Raw genomic sequence first — 18,523 nt, 5'->3', positions numbered from 1 at the left:
CCGTACCGGCGCCGCGCGCCAGCCTCGAGTGGGTATGTCCACGCGAGGTCGTTTCCCCACCAGCGCTCGACTTTCACGCCCAGAGGCTCCGCCAGGTGTGCGCGGGGGAGCCCCGCACACGTCATCGCAGGCCCCACGAGCGCACCGGAGTTGTCGTCGGGCGTGGCGTGGAGGTGACGAGCGTGGGGACACCGAAAGTCTTCGCAGGGGAATTGTAGAAGCGTGCTCCTTCACGCAGCAGGTCCGCGCGGGACGGCGATGGGAGCATACGTTCGTCGTTGAACATGTCCGCAAGCTCCTTGCAAGCCAGCACCGGAAATCCGGCCTGGTCGAGCTCGACGGCTTTCTCCAGCCGAGTGGATGCGTCTCGCAGACGTCGCAACACCTCGGTAGGTGTGGCGTTCAGCTTGATGGGCTTGTCGCTGACGTGCGCGGGGTCTTGGGTCTCGCCCTGCTGGAGAGACACGATGGCGTAGTCGAACCAGGTGCGCATTGCTGTGATCAGTGCGCCGGCGGTGAGCCCCGCATCCAGAGCGAGGGCTTTGATGTTCCAGGTGCACAGGGTTGCACCATTCATGCGGTTCCAGTGCTTGAGCAGTCGAATGGTGCGTGCGAACACCGACGCGGTGCGGGTGTTTGCGTCGGCGATGAGCTGTGTGTGCTTCTCCGGGTGTGAACGGTCCCAGCCCGTGAAACGGGGAATGTAGAGGCCGTCGCCGGATGGGTTGTCGATGGCGATGATGACGTCGGCGGTGAAGTCGGGTTGGCCAGCGCGGATGGGGTCGCGAAACCGAATCAGGATGGAGCGCTTGCGGTCACGAAACTCGATACGCAGGTCCGGGTATGCATCGGCCAACTCCCGGCGGATGATCCTTGCCGCGTGCTCTTGCAGTTCGGTGGGGCACTTCTTGCCGGGGCCGTACACCCCGAGCGTGTTCGGGACGACGACCCCAAGATCCACGTCGGTGAGTGGTGTGAGCGCATCGCCGTGCGCGATGCTGCCGTTGAAGTAGTGGCGAGATCCGGGGAACGCGATGTGCAAAGCGCGGGCAAGCGCAGCTCGACGGGCTCGCGCTTCACCCAACTCGTCGTCGGTGACCTGGATGCGCGTGCGCGCGATGTTAACGACCTGCTCGATGGTCGGATACGGATGGTGGGTGTCCACGATGGGCCTCCTTCTCTGACAGCAGCGGAGGGTCCGCCGCAGGAAGGTAGGCCGATCAAGCTCACGGCGTGAGCTTGATCACGCAACGAATTGCGCCTAGGGTCAAAATAGTCCGCCAAGACAACCGGCCCCGACCTACCTGAGCCCCGGCTCGGAGTGAGTCGGGGTCGTTCTTTTCCTCTCGCTCTCATTCTACGTGCGGCATCCGACATTGGGTGAGGCTTTTTCGCCTCAGAGCGCCGATGGCGGGGTCCATGAGGTGTAAGAGGTGGTGGGGCAATCTACGGCACGAGGGGCGAGCGTGTGCCTTGTGGTGGCCGCTCTAGCGCGTGGGAGGATCCCTCGAAATTACAAGGATGTGATTCTCTGCGCCGCAGTCCGCTGTTCGGGGCTGGGCCAATCCTGAGATGGACCCAAACCGGACGGTCGGTCATCCCTCGGAGGGCGTCCCGTCGGTGAAGAACGCCGGCGGCTACGGCGTCCGTTCCGGATCGGTCTCGTTCACCGGTTCGGGGAACACCTCGACATACGCGTCGAAGCGGAACCCCTGCTCGACGAACTGGCAGTCGTTGAAGAGACCGTGGCCGTCCCAGGTGTAGGCAAAGCTCCACCCGTCCGAGTCTTCCTCGATTCCCGCCTCAACCAGCTGCCGCTGCAGATCCCCGATGAGGATGGGGAAGATCCGGGAGGCCGCGTTGCCGGTGGAGGTGGGATCGGTGCTCGGTGCGGGCGATGCGGACGACGGCACGAAGATCGTGTGACCGGGGACCGTGGTGAGCGAGCCGTCCCGGTCATCCGGTCGGATCTTCCCGGGGTAGCGGTCATCGAGCCGCTCGTACAGGTCGAGGCCGATGTCGACGGTGATGTCTCCGACGTAGTCGTCGGCGTGCACGGGCTGCGAGAAGGTCATGGTGGCTCCTTGAGTGAAGGGGGCGTCCGGGTTTCGGACACCCCCTCCATGCGCGGGCTAGCGCAGCATGTGCGTCACGCCGGAATCAGGCCGTATCGTGCACGGCGACTCGCAGACAGGTCGCGGCTCGGCTTCTTCTTCGTACGCGTTGTCGTGCGCTTGACCGGAGCATGGTGGTTGGTGCGCTTCTGACGTCTCCGGGGCGCCGCTGCGGGCCGGTTCTCGTCATACTCTTCATCCAGCCACCTGTAGATGTTGCGGCCATTCTGAGCGACGACACCCAGGACGGTCAGGAACGCCTGGCTCGCCTCACCCCGCAGTCGACGATTCGTGGAGTCCTGCAAGCTGTTGTCGGAGCGCTTCAGCGACCGGTTGTAAGACTCGATGGTCTGGCGGCCATACGTATGCATGTCGTCCCACTCTGCCGTGCCGTATCGGTGGTGCTGGCGGTACTTGGCGCCGTGCTCGGCTTCGAAGGTGACGCTGTTCTTGTTCGTGCAGATGTCGCCGGGCATCTTCGGCGTGTTCTCGACGGTCATCAGGTCGATGCCCGCCTTCGGAGCGGGCTCATTCGGCTTGAGGGGGCAGTCCAGGTGCCGGTTCGACCCGGACGCGGGGCACGTCATGATGAGATTCCCGTTCGCCTTCACGTCTTTTTGTCCGAGTTCCCACTTCGCGCGCTCCTGCAACTGCGCGTAGCGGCGCTGGCGGTGGCTGACCTCGCGCTCCTCCCGCATGGCTTTCGTGAGCTTCGGGTTCTTCTTGTCCTCCTGCACAGCCTTGTTGTAGCGGAGCATGATGTCGCGGTGCGTCATCGGGGTGGCCGGGCACATCCATCGTCCCTCGAGCATGAAGGCTCCGTGGGCGATAGCCTGCTTCGTGCCCTCGCCCTTGGACGCTACAGACGATGCAACCGGGTAGCGCATGCTCAGCATCGCTCCGTTCTCTCGCAGCGGGGTCTGCAGCATCGCAGGGTTGGCGTTCGGGAGATACGCCTGGTCGCCGATGATGTAGCCGAACCCGTGCCCCCAGGCGAGGATGTCGTCGAACACTTCTCGCGCATGGAAGTTCCATGCTTTCGACGGCCGGTGGAAGTTGAAGCCGACGATGATGTGCGGCACCGACTCGCGGTGCTCGGCGTCGTTCGAAACGAGCACGGCAAGTTCCGCCTCGTATCCGTAGCCGCCCTTCTTCGCGTGGGTCTCGGTGCCATCCCAGCTGTCGCGCTGGTCGTACTCGCGGTAATACCAGCCGGCATCTGGGTCCAGCGGGAAAGTCTCGGCGTCGCGACGCTTCTCCTTCTGGTCCTTGGACATCCCGCGGCTCGGAGCTGCGAGGAAGGTGGCGTCGATGGTCAGACTTAGCTCATGCGTCTTCGCGGACTCCGGCAGCGAGTCGTACTGCGCGTGGAGCAGGTCGTTGGCGAAGCGGAACAGCCGCAGTCTCTTGTTCTCCAGCTCGTCGGCACGCAACGCGCGGTCCTCTTCGATGGCCGCGAACTCGCCTTTCAGAACCCGGCGCTGTCGGTTCAATAGTGGCCTGTAGTCCATGACGGCGAGCAGACGGTTCGTGGCTCGCTCGACGCGGTTCTGCATATCTGCGTACTTGGCGTTGGCGTAGTCCAGTGGTGCACCCATGATGACGGCCGCTTCCGGGGTCATGCGGACGGAGAGGACTTCGGCGACGCGCATCGAGTACAGCGGCTGCTGTTCGAACGCGACAATCAGCCATGCGATGAGCGTGGCACGGACGTTGAGGGATGTGGGGCGGCCACCGCGGTACTTGCGGTCTTCCTGCTCCCAGATGCAGACCTTGTCCAGGACGCCGGAGGTGTCGACGATGTTCGCGGCCCACTTGACGACGTTGATGGGGAGAAGGTGCGCGGTCATCACTTCACCTCCGTTGCGAGACGGAACGTCGCGGCCTGCTCCGCTGCGGGCGTGAACGACGCGAAGCTTGCGAGTCGGCGCAGGAAGTCGGGGGCGCTGAGCCCGGCAGCGGCCATCAGGGCGAAGACGTTGGTAGATGCGTCGACGTGTGCGAGCAGCCACGTCGCCCTCATCCTCTGCGGCGAGGGTGAATCCGGTCCACAGATTTTCAGGGTGGCGGAGGTCGCGGACTTGACGCGCAACTCCGATTTCGGAGACACGAGGTACTGTGCAGGCGTGCCGGTGAGGGTCGAGGCGAGCTCGTCGTTCCATGTCGCAAGTACCGGGATGGTTCGGCCGTTCAACCGAACCCCGAGCAGCCCGTCGGCGAGCTCGATGATGTCCTGTTCCCGCACCTGCGCCATCTCTTCCGACGTCAGGCCGCAACCGAGCCCGAGAGCGGCGACCGCGGTGGCGCCGCGGGTGCGGTGGTCGGTCTGCTGCCAGTGTGCCCAGTAGCGAATCTCCTCCTGCTCCATGAGCGAGTAGGGCGTCGACGGTGTGGCTGTGGTGGCGACCGTCCGCTTCTCGACCGTGTTGCGAAGCCCTGCCAGCGTGCGCAGGAGTTTGCGCTCGCGTTCTGCGACTGGAGCTTCGACTTCGGACTTGCGGTGAGAGGTGTAGGAGTTGATGACCCGTTCGTTCAGCGCGATCTCATCGGCCGAGGTGACACCTGTGATGAGAATCCACTCGGCGAACGAGGTGAGGGTGGAGAGGGCTCGTTCGGTATCGCGGACACTGCGTCCTTCCGAATACCGGAGGCTGACGGTGCCTCGCACGAACTCTGCCAGGTCGGCCCAGACGTCAGGCTCGAGGAAGAGCGGGGTGTAGTTGTGGATGTAGTGGTTGTTGTTCATGACCACCTCATGCGAAGTGCACGAGTGTATTGTCAACGCAGCAACAATTGGGTCTTGTTGTGGTGTCTGAACGCACAGGGGGGATGTGTCGGGGCGGTCGGCGCTGTTCTTCGTCATGGGTGTGTCATGCGAAGTGCAGCGCTGTATTGTGAACCGAGCTACTGCACCGCGCATCTGTAGCGATTGACTGCACCAGACGAGGCCACTGTGGATTTCCGGTACCCGCCGAACCATCACGTTCCGGACTACACGCGCTTCGGTTCGAGTGATACTCAGCCATGGTCGGGTCCTGATGATCCCGACCCGGAACGCCGTGCGGCTCGTATTCAAGACCAAGCGGCGAGAATCGTGCGCCTTCGCCTGAGAGCAGATGGCATAACGCAGACGGAGTTCGCGAGGAAGATCGGGATGGATCGGCCGAAGGTGAGCCGGCTGCTCACCGGCGCCATGTGGGCAAGCCTCATCGACCTCGAGGTGCTTCTCGGTGGAGCAGGCGCGACGCTGACGTCCGTCTCTCTCGCCATCGGCGACGGGTCTCATCAGTCCACGCGGGTGAAAAACATCATCAGTTCGTACCTTCGGGAGCAACTCGCGAAGGTGGAGGAAGAAACCGCTCATAGCGAACCAGCGCATCCATCGACTGCAGGCCTGCCGCCGCCAGAAGATCCTGCATAGGAGTTCCTGCGGTGAGATGCTCGACAAGCCAGGTGGCGCGCATCCGTTGAACCGATGGGCGGATCCCAGCGTCCGCGCACGACGCGACGAAGTTGGTGACCGTGTTCTTGCTGCCCGCGATGCTCGGGCGGAACAACGGTGCGGATTCGTCGGGGGAGAGTGCGACGATTTCGCGAAGTTCATCGCGCCAGTCCTCGCTCACGGGGACAACGCGGTCGGCGAGTTGTACCGCCCGACCGTGCCCCCACACGTCAACCGGACGAACGGAGCAGAGATCTCGAGGTGGCAGCCCCGCGCCGAAACCGAGGGCGACTACGACACGGGCGGGCAGGATCTTGCGGTCCAGTTGGTTGTAGGCCCAACGAGATATGCCGCCTATCTCGTCGAGCGTGTAGGGCGCCGACGGGGTAGAAGCGGCGAGCGGTGAGAGCGGCCTCGCTACGGGAATGACGCCTAGCACCTCGCCGACACGGAGCAAGAGGGACCGGCGGCGCCCCCGAGTGGAGCTGTGCGACGTTGCCATGACAGATGCTGCTGCTCCGATGACGTCCCGACGGAAGACGGTCTCGCGCGTCATCGAGTAGCCAGCGACATTTACGCACCAGTCCACGTGGTGGGCAATCGCGTTCACGACCGATGCCTCCGCATACGCGAGCCGCGGGATGGCGTCGTCAGCCGCAAGCACGACGAACTCCCGAATGTGCAGCCAATCATCCTGAGGCAAGTCCGGCTTGTACCGAACGAGGTCCAGGGGTGCTGGGGGTGCAACGCGACGATCTGACTGCATCCTGACCTCCTCTTGGGGTGTCAGGACGATAGCATCCCTTATAAGGCCATGTATAGATGTCCCATCCTATTGAGATCGGCGTGTCGAGATCTCCGGCCGGAAACCACGAAGAACCAGCTGCAGCTCATCGAATCAGGACGCACCTCCGGCGGAAAAGGCGATTCGGGACCGTCCAATCACCGGTGGTGGAGGCTGTCGGTGTCCCGTTGACGCCGCTTCGGATGCATCCCGGTGAGGCAGTTGCGACCGGTTGTGCGGCATTCCCGTGGGGGCTGACCCTCAACGAGATCGGCGGCGTCGACCAAGGGTTCAGCGCCCTGCTTCACTCAATTTGGTATACCAAACCGTGGATTCGGTACGATTTCGGCAATTTTTGCCAAGCTCTGCCAAGGAGGCCTTGGCTGGAGTCTGCCCTACTCTTCTCTGGGATCGGAGGCCGCTGCCAAGGCTGCCAAGTAGTAAGTGTTATTCATGAGAGATCAAAAAGAAGAAGTAAGAGAAGGGGGCAACTTCTCTCTCAAAATCTCTATAGGGATACTCCCCGCGCTTGGTCACCTTGGCTGGAGGAGGGCATCTCCTACTCCCGACTGGTCAAACGGGCCATTCCGACCTTGGCAGCGACCTTGGCAGAGACCGGATCTGAAGAATTTTTGCGAATCTGCCCGAAACCCGCCAGATGTGCCGCAGGGTGATACGTGAGAGAGAGTCGCGGAGAATACATCCCCCGTCGAAGCAGATCCCAGGACTGCTGAGCAGCCGCGACCGAAGCCCGAGGCTTAGGCCTCGCGCCGGGGCCGTGTCTGAAAACTCCACAGCGAACTATCGCGGTACGCGACACTCGACAAGCTTGGGCGGTCGGCACCACCCCGCAGCTCATCAACCGACTCACCGACTGACAGGAGACGCCCGGCGTGCACTCGACGCACATGCTGGGCGCACTGGGACAGCGACTAGCCGGGACGGGCTCTTGCGATGCGGCGAGCTAGCTGCTCCATGCCCAGGCCGTGTGTCTGGCATCGCGGAGCACGTCTTCGAGGTGACCTGCACACAGCTGCTCAATGGCGCTTGGTGCCTCCTCGCCTGTGTCGTCATCGACTCGAGTGTTCAGCCACTGCGCCCAGGTCCATCTCCCGTTCGTACCCGTGCTCAGTACCTGAAGCACCTGGTCGATGCCCTCGACCAGATGTCCCTCGTGCACCTGAAACGCGGGGTAGAGCACCGTGTCGTCGCTCGTCGACAACTCGAGCACTCTGAGTGACGCAGCAGCCTCAGCCACGTCCGATTCCGTCCAGCCGAGGGCGCGGGCGAGCGAGGCTGCGGTGTAGCAGGGGCCTACAATCGCCGCCCAGGGATTCACTTTCTCGGACTCCGTCACAACCCTGCCGCCTCTCGAATTTGCTTCAGGCTCGGGGTTTGCAGAGTCAAGGAGCTCATGTTGAGAAACCCCAGATGTCCCTCCTGGCCTTCTCGTCCCAGGCTGCCGACTCGGCGACCGTCCTCGGTGGCACCGCCACCAGCGACGTGCATATGGCCGTGCAGCAGGAGTTCTGGCCGCGCAGCATCCCACACCTCAGCGCCGCGCGCTCGGGACGTCGCTGAAGCGGCGAGGGCGTCGTCGGGGAATCCCATCGGATTCGTCCGGAGGATCTCCTGCACCGCTCGGACAGGTGTGCGGGCGGGGCCCTCATGGGTGAGCATCAGGTCCGCCGGGCCGCTCGCGATGGCCGCGGCGACGTGCTCTTGGGTGATCTCCTCATCCGGCCACCAACTCACCTCTGGCTGTCGCCAGGCCTTGTCTACGGAGGACGCGCCACCGAGCGAGAGCACGGTGCGGTCGCCGATCCTCAGGCGACCAGGACGAGGAAGCAGCCATGTGATGTCAGACACCCGCACGGCGGCCGTGGGGTACGCGTCGAGGAGCGGAGTGATCTCATTCCACGGCTCATGATTGCCGAGGGTGACGTAGATCTGTTTGATGTTTGACGCGGCGAAGGCGTCATCAAGGTCCTCGGGCTGCATCCACCAGTCACCGAGTTGCAGAAGTGTCGTCACGTCAGGAGCGAGCGCGGTCACTGCTTTCGCGAGCATCCTCAGCCATCCCACATTGCCGTGCACGTCGCCGCACACCGCGACGCGCTGATCAGGCAGGACGATTCGACGTTGATACTCAAGCGCTTCCATGAGAGCCTCCTTCTGGCCGTTAACCCTTTTTACAAGGCCATGTCTGTTTATGCCAGTGCTGGGCGCGATGCGTCGGTCGCGTGGCATCGCCCGAAACCTCGCGTGAGCGTTGCCTCGCACTGATCGACAATCACTACCGCAATCCGCGGGTCGGTCCGGCGTGGCTGGCGCGGGAACTCTATGTTTCTCGACGCCAACTGGACCGAGCCTTCGCGAAAGCTCCGAGCGTCAGCGAACTCATAGCCCGGCGGCGGCTACGACAGGTTGTTGCCTTCGCCGCGTTCAACCCGGACATCCCCATGTGGGAGATCGCGCAGCGGTGCGGGTACGGCACCTATGAGACGTTTCGAGCGCAGTGCCATCGGTATCTCCGGTGCAGCCCGAGGGAAGCGCGAAATGTCCGTCTATCTGAGCTGAACAGCGTCTCTCGTCCCGTCGAAGCTGCGTGAGGTCTCCCCGACATTCGACCCGCCTGCGTGTGCAGAGATCCCGCTTAGACTCGACATGAGCGGCCGAAATGCCGCGAGCACGAGGTGGGGCAGTGTCGGAGCATTTGGAGATAAGGTCGCCTGACGATGGCGAGCTTCTGTTTCGGCTGTCGCGCGGCGATGAGCCGGCGTACCGCATGTTGCATGAGCGTCATCAAGGTCCCGTATATCGGATGTCGCTGGTCCTCATGCGCACGACCTGGGACGCCGAAGAAGTCGCGGCAACGGCATTCTTCGAGCTGTGGCGCAAGCGAGATAAAGTTCGTGTCGTCGACGGCTCCGTTCTGCCGTGGTTGCTGGCGACCACCTCGTTTGCGGCGAAGAACAGTCTGCGTTCGCGCCGTCGGTACCACCGGCTCCTCAGCCGTATCCCGCACGACGGTGAGGTACCCGACCACGCGGACGAGGTCGCCCGCGCTATGGACGTGATGAAAATCTCGCAGAGTGTTCGCGATGCGCTGGTGCAATTGAACCCTCGCGACGCGAGCGTTGTCGTTCTCTGCGTCGTCCACGAGCTCCCGATGGCGGAGGCAGCAGTCGTTCTCGGGATTCCTGAGGGAACGGTGAAGTCCAGGCTCTCCCGTGTGAAGACGAAGCTCCGCGGGAGCCTGCAGGAGTATGCTCCGACGCCGAAGGAGGCGAACGCATGACCGATGGCATGCCGCACCGCAAGGCGGTGCAGGATCTCCTCATCGAGCAGATGCGCCGCGACCTGTCGCGCCCCGTGTGGTGGAAGACGCTCTGGGGGCGGCTCTCCATCGCCGGAAGCGTCCTCCTCGTCGCCGGAGTCGGTGTCGCCGCTGTCGTTCTCCTCGAGGAGCGCCCGGTCAGCGAGACCAGCATCGTGCAGTGCATGGAAGGCCCCTTCCGGAACCCCGATGGCACGCTGTCTGGCGCAGCAGTCAGTGTCGCTACGCCAGACGGCGTTCTGGCCATTAAGGATGCTGAGGCGCTCTGCACTCAGATGTGGGAGTCGGGGGCTTTCGCGGAAGATGATCCACTGTCTGCGACGTCGGCTCCAGCGACCGCGCCATCAGAGTTCACGATGTGTGTGACTACTGATGGGCAGGCAGCGGTCGTCCCGGGTCTCATCGAATGCTCAACGCTGCGTCTGCATCCATTCGAGAGCTGACCTCACCCGAACGTGTCGACCGGACGGTAAACGATGGAGGACGTCTTCGCGGCCAAAGACCCGAGCGCCGAACAGTACGGCGCACACGTGACGACGGCACCGGTGTAGCTCGTCCCGTCGTACTGCGAGGACCAGCAGTTGCTGAACCCTTCCGCGGAGCGGATGTTGTTGTTCCAGCCTGCTGCGAGGGTGGGGAACCCGTAGGTGACGCCGAAGCAGCCGCTCCCGGAACCCCAGTGGATGAGGACGGATCCACCGCGTGAGGTGCCCGTCCACACCTTGCCGATGGTGACGGTAGCCGCCGCGGCGGCGGTGCGTGATGCTGCGCCGCCAGGCTGAAGCTGCTCGTAATCGCCAGGAGCGCCATCTTCGATGAACTGCTCTGCTTCCTCGACGGAGTCGAAGCAGGAGATCACGGTCGGAACATCGTTCGGGATGGGGTCGCCGTCCGGGATCGCCACCCCACCGACAGTGCACGCCGGAGGAGTATCCGGGGTGGTCGAGGCGAGGGCGGGCGTGGGAGTGATGATGGCGAGTACGGCGATAAGTGCTGCCGAGAGTCGTCGGGACAAGGGGAAGCTCCTCCGATAGGGGTTGGATTCGCTTCGGAATGTCCTCGCCCGGCTGTGGAGTTCCGGTCCGCTATCGCCTCGTTTCTGCTGATCCCCGCGTTTCCGCGGGAGAGGGCAACAAGCCCGGCTCGATCTCTGTACCCGCGGGGGTCCTGGAGCCTGCGTGCCGCTGCCAGGTCGGGCAAGCGTTGCCAAGGTGACCTCGGCTGGGGGGAGCCCTGCTCTCGACCGGGATCGCAGGCTTCTGCCGAGTAGTAGCTAGTTCATGTATGAGAGGGAAGTAAGTAGTAGATACGAGGGACACCTTCACCCCGAAAACCCCGATAGGGAAACCTCCGCACGTGGCGCCTTAGCAGCGCGCCAAACTTCCCCGCTACGACTCCGGGTAAGACGCCGCCACCGGCCTTGACAGGTGCTTGGCCCTGCTGAGTGAGCGTTGCTCGCCCAGTGGCGTCACGAGCGCCGGAACACTGCGCCCATGTCCAACGGCTCCCGGTCCCACAGCTGACGTGCGGAGAACCTCGCCGCGCCCCTCATCAGCTTCCCGTCATGCACCTGGAAGGCGGGATAAAGCGCCGACCCCTCCTCCGTATCAGCGCGAGCAGGTCGAGGGACTCTGCAGAGAACAAGACAGGTTCTAGAGTCCAGCCGAGATGGCGAGGAACAATGCACGGTTCGCCACACTCGCCGTACGCCCGGCGGCGTCGACGGTTAGCCTGTCGAGTTCCTCGCTGAGGAGCTCGATACGGACCGCGTACGCGAGCTGTCGAGCGCGGGCATACCCATCCTCGTCGGTGGCCGACGCCGTGTTCTTCGTGCTGAGATTCAGGATTCCCGTTTAGAGGGGCGGGAGGTTATCCAGATTGTTCTTCGTCGTCGTGTCGGCTGTCGTCTTGAGGAACTTCTTGCCGGCCGTCGTCTTCGCGACGATCACGTTCGCGCGCTGCGGGACGTTCACGAAGAACGTGTTGGAACCGCTCTCGATGGACGCAACGACCCATGCGACCGTTCGCTCCCACTGTCCTTTCACTCCGACATCGGTGATGTCGCCCTCGGAGTTCTTCCGGACATTCCTGATCACTGAATCTGCCATGGCCATCCCCTTTGCTTCATGTGCGGCTGCATACAGTTCAGCGCACCGGCCGGGCCTGGCGACGATTCGAATGAGAGGTTGTCTCAGATTCTGCAGTGAGTCAGTCTAGCCACGGCGCGTCCATCGGCGGGCGACGGTTGCCGTCCCTCTCCCAGGCTCGTGCTGCGGCACGCTTCAACCGCTCATTGCAGTGCACTCCGCACACGTGCCGGTCGCGGTGCACCCAGTGGGTGCTCCGGCCCACGGGGGCGTCGCACCAGATGCATGACTCCCCGCCTGTTGCTCGGCCGTTCGGGTGCGCGAGCGCGGCGCTGAACCACGCCCAGTAGTCATCGCCGGGACTCGATCCGGATTGAGTGAGTACCCAATCCGGCAACTTGCGTCGAGACGCACCAGCTCTGGAGATTCGACTGCGTAGTGCTTCCTCGCTCAACGAGAGCCGAGCGATGAAGTCTTCCTCCGTGATGATCTCTAGAGTCTGGCCGGCATCCGCGAGATCGAACGCCTTCTGCAGTTTCGAGGAGAAGTTCGCGCCCGGGCGGAAGGTCCGAGCGTCGAAGTCGCCAGTCACCAGCACTGTCGTCTTCTTGTTCACGCCAGCCTGCGCCAACCCGCCATGCTCGGTCACAAGCCGCCGCGCTTCGTCCCGGATCATCATGCGCAACGCTCCGGTGAAGCACACGGCCTCGTCTTCAAAGCCTGCGGCGATGAGTGGATCCGGTGCGGAATCAAGCTCTGACGCGACCACGTCGAGCTCATCGACGAAGGTGGGGACGAGGGGCACGCTGAGGGCTGCCGCAAGGGCCTCGACGCTTGTCGCGCGTTGCTTCTCGGCGAGTGCCAGCAGAACCTGGGCGGTGGTCCTCGCGTCTGCGAGCGGGTCGTGGTGGTCGAAGCCTCCGAGTGACAGGTGGTCCGCGACCCATGGGAGCGAGTACGACGGGATCCGGAGTGCAGCCCGCGCCAGCTGAAGCGTGCAGAGGGTGTTCAGCTCCGGCCACGGCAGGTCGCAGACGCCGGTGGCGTTGAGAAGCACAGACACGTCGAATCGAGCGTTGTGCCCGACGAGCACATCGCCGTCGATGAACTGCATCAGTTGAGGGTAGACGGCCTCCCAGCCGGGTGCGTGAGCAACGTCCGCGGACGTCAGGCCATGAACGCGGATGTTGCTGTCCTCGAACTCATCGAACCCCTCAGGAGGTGAGATGAGCCACCGGAACTCTTCCACGATGACGCCGTCGCGGATCCGAACAGCACACACCGCGCACACAGACGCTCGAGCACGGTTAGCGGTCTCGAAGTCGACGGCGGTGAAGTTCATCCCTGGGTGCATGGTCAGAGAGTACCGATTCGGGCGCATGAATCAACGACGGCTCTCGCTCGGATTCCGGTGTTTCCGGAGCCGTTGACACCGCGCGATGTTCGTTACGACTCGTTGTAGGCCGCGACAACGTGTGCGGCAATGCGGCCGCGGTCACTGACTACATATCCGTTCTCTTGCGCCCACGCGCGGATGGCATTCGTTCCATCCGATGTCGTCTTCTTCGTGCGTGATGGTCTTCCCGCCGGCGCACCTTTGACGCGTCGCCCCGCATCGATGAACGGAGCAAGAGCCTCCCGCAGCTTCTCAGCGTTTTCGGCGCTCAGGTCGATCTCGTAGCGCGCACCGTTGAGGGCGAACGTGTGCGTGCCGCCGTCCTCAATGGTGGTCTCGTCCAGGTCGTCGATGAGCTCGACGGTGCGCCGTTGTGCCATGGGAATCCAATCGCGAAGGCCACGCCCGAGTGCGTCGCGTCATGTGGATACTAACTTCTGGCGTCCGACCTGATGTCTGATCCGCGGTCTACGCTGTCGCTCGTGACCACAACACCCGCAGAAAACCGTCTTGTCGCGTTACTCGGACGAATCATCGACGTCGTCGATGGGGGAGAAGCCCATGCGACACCGGGGATGCTGATGACCGACCCCGGAGACGCGAAAGAACGGCAGGCAGTCACCACGGACGCCCGAGCGCTCCGCGACCAGGAGCTGATTTCCCTGGATGAGCGATATTCCGGAGGGTGGGCCGCGCGACCCAACGCCCGGGGTCGGGATGTGTGGGAGGACTTCGTTGCTCGCCGCGGCGACATCGTTCACCGCGAGAGGCAGATTCGAAACGACTATTTGCGCTGGGTGTATGAGCAGACCCGCGACGTCACGTTCGCTAACTCGGACGAGTTTCTGCAAGCAGGGCCCACGTTCCTGGGGGACCCGTACTCGATGTCCGAGCTGATGCGTGCCGGCAAATGGCTCGCAGATCGCGGTTTCATCGACGGCCCCGGATCCGACCAACGCCCGGACCCGATCCGACCGAAGCTGACAGTCACAGGGGAGGACTGGGTGGAACAGGGTCGTGACGTCAACGATGCAGCCCACGATGGTGCAACCTCGTATGTCATCCACGGTGACGCGCAGATCGCCCATCAAAGCCACAACGTGGTCCAGCTCCAGACGAAGGGTGCCGGTCGGGAGGGCGCGGAGCACGTGGCCGACATGCTTGAGCAACTCGCGGGGATGCTGGACGCGGATTCCGCATCACAGACCCGCGACTTTGCCATGCAATTGCGGAGCGAGGCCAGCGGCGCCGCACGCCCCGCACGTTTCCGCGAGATCGGAGATGCGGCGACGAAGGCCTTCAGCACCGGTCTCGGCGGAGCGCTGGGGTCCGCTGTTCTAGCTCAGCTCATCACCTGGATCGGAACTCTGAGCTAGGGCGAGCCCGGTGAATCAGAAGAGCGTCCGTGCGAGGCACTATGCCGATTCGACTACAGAGATCGAGACCACTTCACATCAACGGCGAGGTACCGCACACCGCAATTGTCATCTCACAGTTGGACATGTCTAACTGTCCCTTTGTATAGGGTGTGTTTCTTTGGGCCGGGTGCGCATGCTGGAATGGTGTGGGATGAACAAAGCGCGATCCGTCTCGGCGGGACACTCCGTCAACTGAGGACTGCGCGAGGTCTCTCCCAGGAGGCGCTCGCGTATCAGGCGGGTATCACCAAGAATCAGCTTCAGCTCATCGAATCGGGGCGGGCGTCCGGTCGGAAAGATGAAGTCGGACCGTCGAACCCGCGTATGGCCACGCTCAGTGGTCTGGCCAGCGTCCTGGGCATCTCGGTTGCTGAGCTCTTCGCGGACGCGAGCCTCTGACCCTCTAGGGCCTCCTGCACTGAGCGGCCGTCCACAAAATCTCGGAGAGTTGCTACCTCGCAGCGGGGGGAGGTGAGGCGACCCGATCACGCCTTATGGCGTGAGGGAGAACCTCGGTAATCGCGGCGGGACCGTCAGAGGCATCCATCCCTAGCGCGATCAGCAGCTGCGCGGCCTCGACGGGGACAGTGAGATCGCAGGCGGTCAGATCACTGATCATGCGGAGGCGATTGACCACCGTGTTTCGGTGGCAGAACAGGCGCTCCGCTGTCTGTTTGATTGATCCCGTTGCACAGTAGGTGCGAATGGTCTCTACAAGCCGCGCGCGGTCAGGTGGCGGGAGGGCGTCGAGAGATTCCGTCGTCCGCTCGAAGATGAACAACTTCTGGTTGGTTTCGTCTCGAGTAAGCGCGAGCCACACATCACGTTCTGTGACGAGGTGGTCGGCGGACGACTGCATGGCGATGCGCTCTGCCAGCCTGATTGCCTTCGGCAATGATGCGATGCCCTTCACGGCTGGCACGAGTCCTCCCGCGCAGTTCCTCAGCGTGGACGCGAGCGGTAGTCCCAAGAGGTGCGGTCGGACGAACACTGTGCCGTCGTCCATGTCGGCACTGACATAGTCGTTCTGGCGGTGCGTGGCGTCGACGAGTCGTCTCGCCAGGGTGGAACGCCCTGCAGACACGAACACGAGTTCTAGAGCATCGTCAAGACCGAGTCCGATGGCATCGGCGACCTGCGGTGCAATCTGTTCGAGATCAGCCCCTGCGCCGAGGAGGCGAAGGAACGCGCGACGATTATCTGCCCGCTCGTCTCGCACCAGGGCAGCGGATTCTGCGAGAAAAGCCGTCTGAACTTCGCCGATGTACCGCTCAACAGTCGACAGGACTTCCTCAGCATGCCGCACGAGGATGTCCGCTGAGGAGTGGGCGCTGGCGCGGACGAGGCCAGCCCAGAGGACACGGAAGTCGAGGCGGACGGCTTCCATTAGGGCCTCCTGGGCCACCCCCTGGCGAGCACGCCGCACGCCGAGAGCCCCCGGGGCCCCCGCCAAGGAAACGCTGGTAGGAAGCCCGGCAAGGCGTCGGATGAGCAGCTCGAGTGTGTCGGACGCCGCTCGACGCAGATCAGCAGCGTCAAGTGCAGGGCCCTCGTAAATTCCGCTCACGGCCAGCCGCTCAAGGAAGTCGTCGACCAAGCGGGGTCGATCTTCGAGGAGAAGAGCAAGAATCTGCGCCCACTCCGGATCGTTCATCGGCGCCTCCCCTAATAGTTACGGCAACGAAATGTACAAGAAACAATCCTTGGTCGAGACCGTGATGTTGCAGCGATCACGCCCTTTCGCCCCAGAAAGACAGGGGTCGGCCGGCGAGCCGCAAGAGCCTGGTGTCTTCGAATGCTACCCATCGATTGTGCAGATCACTAGTTGTAAGCGGAATCCGTGTGCGAATCGACGTTGGCAATCTTCGACAGTCCAGTCACTCTGGCATGAGCACTTTCCACCCGATCCGCTTTCATGAGGAGACCTCACATGTCCGCAGCAGCTGCGGCGCCACCGGTAACCGGTCGCGGCGACCAAGTGAAGATGAAGAAGATCGCATTTGCGAGCGTCATCGGCACCACAGTGGAGTGGTACGACCTGTTCCTCTTCGGAACCGCATCGGCACTCGTCTTCAACCAGGTGTTCTTCCCTGACCTGCCGCCCGCGGTTGGGACGATCCTTGCGTTCCTCACATTCGCCTCCGCCTACCTCGCCCGGATCGTCGGCGCTGTGCTCTTCGGCCACTTCGGTGATCGCATCGGACGCAAGTCGATGCTGCTCGTCTCCCTCATCACGATGGGCATCGCAACTTTTGCTATCGGCCTCGTGCCGGACTATTACGCGATTGGTATCGCGGCACCGTTCATCCTTCTCACCTTGCGGGTCGTGCAAGGACTCGCGCTCGGTGGTGAGTGGGGCGGAGCGGTACTGATGACGGTAGAGCACGCACCGGAGACCAAGCGCGGCTTCTACGGGTCGATGGTGCAGATCGGTGTGCCCGCGGGCACACTGCTCGCTAACCTCGCCTTCCTTGTCGTTACGGCCCTCGTCGACAACGACGCGCTCGTGGCGTGGGCATGGCGCATCCCATTCCTGCTTTCGGCCATCCTCGTCGGCGTGGGAATTTACATCCGGCTGAACATTGAAGAGACGCCGAGCTTCCAGGCGGTTCGCGAGCGGGGCGCGAAAGCGAAGCTGCCGTTCACCTACCTGATGCGTCGCTACTGGAAGCAGGTCATCCTTGGCGGCGTCGCTACCCTTTCTACCGGGTCCACGTTCACCCTCCTCGTGGCGTCCGGCGTCAACTACGGCACCACCGAACTCGGGCATTCCTCGAACCTGATGCTCTGGGTGGTGCTCGTGTCCTGCCTCGTCGCGCTGGTGGGTATCCCGGCATTCGGTCGTCTCTCCGACAGAGTCGGACGCAAGCCCATCATTGCCGCCGGCATCGCCGCGGAAGCTTTGCTTGCCTTCCCGTTCTTCTGGCTCCTCAACACAGGGGAGACGTGGGCCGTCTTCGTCGCATATTCGCTCATGATGCTCGCCTTCTCGGCCAACTATGGTCCCATCGCTACGTTCCTCGCCGAGTTGTTCGGATCGAAGGTTCGGTACTCCGGACTCTCGGTCTCGTACATGCTCTCCGGCCTGCTCGGGTCTGCCATCACACCCGCTATCACGGTGTGGCTGCTCGCACTGACTGGGCAGTCAGACTCGATTGCTTGGTACGTCGGGCTCGCGGCCGTGCTGTCTCTGCTGGCATTGCTCCTCCTGGGAGAGGGGCTGGGGAAGAACATCGACCTCGCGGACACTGCTGAGGCGCAGGCCTAATGTCGGTGAGGAGGGTATCGTCCGCACCGGGGCTCGCCGATCCCGTGGGTGCTTTCAGCCATGCGATCATCGCGAACGGGTTCGTCTATACATCCGGCCAGCTCCCCACCAACGCGGACGGACGCACTCCGCATGGGTTCGAGGCCCAGATAGACCAGGCGCTCACGAATCTGCGCACCATCCTCATCGCTTCGGGCAGCGACCTCGACCATGTCGTCAAGGTGAACGGTTACCTCACGAACGCCGACCATCTCGAGGTGTACAACGCGGTGTATCGGCGACACTTCGGCGACAGCCTTCCAGCTAGAACGACGGTATGCGTTGCCTTGTGGGGGACCTCCCTCGAGATCGACTGCGTAGCGGTCGTGCGACAGGACGGAGACGACGATGGTGACCGCTGACTGCCATGATCTGCTGCTCGCCTTGGGGACCGTAGAGATCCCCACCCTCGGACACACGCTCGACGAAGGCTTCTGCTCGCCCCGCCTGCATCGAGTCGGGCCCGAAGTCAGGATGGCGGGCAGCGCCGTGACCCTCGACCTCCTCGTCCCCGACGCTGTCGCCGTCAACCGAGCTGTCATCGCTCTCACCACGGGTGACATTCTCGTTATCCGGGTGCATGGCGGCGAACATGCACCGGTGGGAGCAGTCACCGTCGCCGCGGCCGCTGCGCC

Annotated in this window: 19 protein-coding genes and 1 pseudogene; 8 read left to right on the top strand and 12 right to left on the bottom strand. The window is 63.3% G+C overall.

All coding sequences use genetic code 11. The features are described from left to right. Positions 1 to 121: 121 nt before the first annotated feature. The 7 genes from ACNPNP_RS11975 to ACNPNP_RS11945 all read right to left on the bottom strand — a co-directional run bounded on the left by ACNPNP_RS11975 (position 122) and on the right by ACNPNP_RS11945 (position 8,503). Positions 122 to 1,165: a nucleotidyltransferase family protein gene (locus ACNPNP_RS11975; RefSeq protein WP_448966268.1), complete on the bottom strand. Its 1,044-nt coding sequence runs from the start codon at positions 1,163 to 1,165 to the stop codon at positions 122 to 124. Positions 1,166 to 1,637: 472 nt separating this feature from the next. After that, a complete protein-coding gene (locus ACNPNP_RS11970; RefSeq protein ID WP_448966267.1) occupies positions 1,638 to 2,075 on the bottom strand; it encodes a hypothetical protein in 438 nt (145 codons plus the stop codon). A gap of 74 nt (positions 2,076 to 2,149) precedes the next feature. Beyond that, a complete protein-coding gene (locus ACNPNP_RS11965; RefSeq protein ID WP_448966266.1) occupies positions 2,150 to 3,964 on the bottom strand; it encodes a hypothetical protein in 1,815 nt (604 codons plus the stop codon). Beyond that, entirely contained in the window at positions 3,964 to 4,860 is an 897-nt protein-coding gene (locus tag ACNPNP_RS11960) for a hypothetical protein (RefSeq protein ID WP_448966265.1), read from the bottom strand. Before ACNPNP_RS11960 ends, ACNPNP_RS11965 begins: the two co-directional genes overlap by 1 nt. Before the next feature lie 565 nt (positions 4,861 to 5,425). Next, complete coding sequence (locus tag ACNPNP_RS11955) at positions 5,426 to 6,322, bottom strand: hypothetical protein (protein ID WP_448966264.1); 897 nt, start codon at positions 6,320 to 6,322, stop codon at positions 5,426 to 5,428. Positions 6,323 to 7,304: 982 nt separating this feature from the next. Beyond that, a complete protein-coding gene (locus tag ACNPNP_RS11950; protein ID WP_448966263.1) occupies positions 7,305 to 7,598 on the bottom strand; it encodes a hypothetical protein in 294 nt (97 codons plus the stop codon). Between the two features lie 95 nt (positions 7,599 to 7,693). Next, complete coding sequence (locus ACNPNP_RS11945) at positions 7,694 to 8,503, bottom strand: metallophosphoesterase family protein (RefSeq protein ID WP_448966262.1); 810 nt, start codon at positions 8,501 to 8,503, stop codon at positions 7,694 to 7,696. A gap of 80 nt (positions 8,504 to 8,583) precedes the next feature. On the opposite strand from ACNPNP_RS11945, the gene ACNPNP_RS11940 reads away from it, so the two are divergent. The 3 genes from ACNPNP_RS11940 (at position 8,584) to ACNPNP_RS11930 (ending at position 10,123) form a co-directional block, all read left to right on the top strand. After that, positions 8,584 to 8,952 (top strand): helix-turn-helix domain-containing protein, encoded by a 369-nt coding sequence (locus ACNPNP_RS11940; RefSeq protein WP_448966261.1) that lies wholly within the window; start codon positions 8,584 to 8,586, stop codon positions 8,950 to 8,952. A gap of 68 nt (positions 8,953 to 9,020) precedes the next feature. Beyond that, positions 9,021 to 9,641 carry an RNA polymerase sigma factor gene (locus tag ACNPNP_RS11935; RefSeq protein WP_448966260.1) on the top strand — a complete coding sequence of 207 codons (621 nt, stop codon included), beginning with the start codon at positions 9,021 to 9,023 and terminating at the stop codon, positions 9,639 to 9,641. Next, complete coding sequence (locus ACNPNP_RS11930) at positions 9,638 to 10,123, top strand: hypothetical protein (RefSeq protein ID WP_448966259.1); 486 nt, start codon at positions 9,638 to 9,640, stop codon at positions 10,121 to 10,123. The genes ACNPNP_RS11935 and ACNPNP_RS11930 overlap by 4 nt, the downstream gene beginning before the upstream one ends. A gap of 2 nt (positions 10,124 to 10,125) precedes the next feature. Here the strand turns inward: ACNPNP_RS11930 and ACNPNP_RS11925 are convergent, their stop codons facing one another. From ACNPNP_RS11925 to ACNPNP_RS11910, 4 genes are all read right to left on the bottom strand, one after another. Beyond that, the gene (locus tag ACNPNP_RS11925) at positions 10,126 to 10,695 is read right to left on the bottom strand and encodes a hypothetical protein (protein WP_448966258.1); all 570 of its coding nucleotides are present in this window, start codon (positions 10,693 to 10,695) and stop codon (positions 10,126 to 10,128) included. Positions 10,696 to 11,533: 838 nt separating this feature from the next. Further along, entirely contained in the window at positions 11,534 to 11,788 is a 255-nt protein-coding gene (locus ACNPNP_RS11920) for a DUF3892 domain-containing protein (RefSeq protein ID WP_448966257.1), read from the bottom strand. Positions 11,789 to 11,888: 100 nt separating this feature from the next. Then, positions 11,889 to 13,109 carry an exonuclease domain-containing protein gene (locus ACNPNP_RS11915; protein ID WP_448967244.1) on the bottom strand — a complete coding sequence of 407 codons (1,221 nt, stop codon included), beginning with the start codon at positions 13,107 to 13,109 and terminating at the stop codon, positions 11,889 to 11,891. 104 nt (positions 13,110 to 13,213) lie between these two features. Beyond that, the gene (locus ACNPNP_RS11910; protein ID WP_448966256.1) at positions 13,214 to 13,543 is read right to left on the bottom strand and encodes a histone-like nucleoid-structuring protein Lsr2; all 330 of its coding nucleotides are present in this window, start codon (positions 13,541 to 13,543) and stop codon (positions 13,214 to 13,216) included. Between the two features lie 102 nt (positions 13,544 to 13,645). On the opposite strand from ACNPNP_RS11910, the gene ACNPNP_RS11905 reads away from it, so the two are divergent. Both ACNPNP_RS11905 and ACNPNP_RS11900 read left to right on the top strand, forming a co-directional pair. Next, positions 13,646 to 14,539: a hypothetical protein gene (locus tag ACNPNP_RS11905; RefSeq protein ID WP_448966255.1), complete on the top strand. Its 894-nt coding sequence runs from the start codon at positions 13,646 to 13,648 to the stop codon at positions 14,537 to 14,539. Between the two features lie 183 nt (positions 14,540 to 14,722). After that, positions 14,723 to 14,980, top strand: a complete 258-nt coding sequence (locus ACNPNP_RS11900) for a helix-turn-helix domain-containing protein (protein ID WP_448966254.1) — start codon at positions 14,723 to 14,725, stop codon at positions 14,978 to 14,980. Between the two features lie 52 nt (positions 14,981 to 15,032). Here ACNPNP_RS11900 and ACNPNP_RS11895 read toward each other — a convergent pair whose 3' ends face one another. Beyond that, positions 15,033 to 16,235: a PucR family transcriptional regulator gene (locus ACNPNP_RS11895; RefSeq protein ID WP_448966253.1), complete on the bottom strand. Its 1,203-nt coding sequence runs from the start codon at positions 16,233 to 16,235 to the stop codon at positions 15,033 to 15,035. 276 nt (positions 16,236 to 16,511) lie between these two features. Here ACNPNP_RS11895 and ACNPNP_RS11890 point away from each other — a divergent pair, with 276 nt between their 5' ends. The 3 genes and pseudogenes from ACNPNP_RS11890 to ACNPNP_RS11880 all read left to right on the top strand — a co-directional run. Then, on the top strand, positions 16,512 to 17,849 hold the full coding sequence (locus ACNPNP_RS11890) for an MFS transporter (RefSeq protein WP_448966252.1): 1,338 nt from the start codon (positions 16,512 to 16,514) through the stop codon (positions 17,847 to 17,849). Further along, the gene (locus tag ACNPNP_RS11885; protein ID WP_448966251.1) at positions 17,849 to 18,250 is read left to right on the top strand and encodes a RidA family protein; all 402 of its coding nucleotides are present in this window, start codon (positions 17,849 to 17,851) and stop codon (positions 18,248 to 18,250) included. Before ACNPNP_RS11890 ends, ACNPNP_RS11885 begins: the two co-directional genes overlap by 1 nt. Continuing rightward, a pseudogene (locus ACNPNP_RS11880) lies at positions 18,237 to 18,523 on the top strand (RraA family protein); the annotation flags it as partial. The gene ACNPNP_RS11885 and the pseudogene ACNPNP_RS11880, both read left to right, overlap by 14 nt.

The organism is Microbacterium xerophyticum, from assembly GCF_053543555.1.
This window is presented reverse-complemented; position numbering and strand designations above follow the sequence as displayed.

Excerpts from the sequence above, each read along its gene's own strand:
- ACNPNP_RS11970 (WP_448966267.1), bottom strand. The coding sequence starts at position 2,075 with ATGACCTTCTCGCAGCCCGTGCACGCCGACGACTACGTCGGAGACATC.
- ACNPNP_RS11965 (WP_448966266.1), bottom strand. The coding sequence starts at position 3,964 with ATGACCGCGCACCTTCTCCCCATCAACGTCGTCAAGTGGGCCGCGAAC.
- ACNPNP_RS11960 (WP_448966265.1), bottom strand. The coding sequence starts at position 4,860 with ATGAACAACAACCACTACATCCACAACTACACCCCGCTCTTCCTCGAG.
- ACNPNP_RS11955 (WP_448966264.1), bottom strand. The coding sequence starts at position 6,322 with ATGCAGTCAGATCGTCGCGTTGCACCCCCAGCACCCCTGGACCTCGTT.
- ACNPNP_RS11945 (WP_448966262.1), bottom strand. The coding sequence starts at position 8,503 with ATGGAAGCGCTTGAGTATCAACGTCGAATCGTCCTGCCTGATCAGCGC.
- ACNPNP_RS11935 (WP_448966260.1), top strand. The coding sequence starts at position 9,021 with ATGCCGCGAGCACGAGGTGGGGCAGTGTCGGAGCATTTGGAGATAAGG.
- ACNPNP_RS11930 (WP_448966259.1), top strand. The coding sequence starts at position 9,638 with ATGACCGATGGCATGCCGCACCGCAAGGCGGTGCAGGATCTCCTCATC.
- ACNPNP_RS11920 (WP_448966257.1), bottom strand. The coding sequence starts at position 11,788 with ATGGCAGATTCAGTGATCAGGAATGTCCGGAAGAACTCCGAGGGCGAC.
- ACNPNP_RS11915 (WP_448967244.1), bottom strand. The coding sequence starts at position 13,109 with ATGAACTTCACCGCCGTCGACTTCGAGACCGCTAACCGTGCTCGAGCG.
- ACNPNP_RS11910 (WP_448966256.1), bottom strand. The coding sequence starts at position 13,543 with ATGGCACAACGGCGCACCGTCGAGCTCATCGACGACCTGGACGAGACC.
- ACNPNP_RS11900 (WP_448966254.1), top strand. The coding sequence starts at position 14,723 with ATGGTGTGGGATGAACAAAGCGCGATCCGTCTCGGCGGGACACTCCGT.
- ACNPNP_RS11895 (WP_448966253.1), bottom strand. The coding sequence starts at position 16,235 with ATGAACGATCCGGAGTGGGCGCAGATTCTTGCTCTTCTCCTCGAAGAT.
- ACNPNP_RS11890 (WP_448966252.1), top strand. The coding sequence starts at position 16,512 with ATGTCCGCAGCAGCTGCGGCGCCACCGGTAACCGGTCGCGGCGACCAA.
- ACNPNP_RS11885 (WP_448966251.1), top strand. The coding sequence starts at position 17,849 with ATGTCGGTGAGGAGGGTATCGTCCGCACCGGGGCTCGCCGATCCCGTG.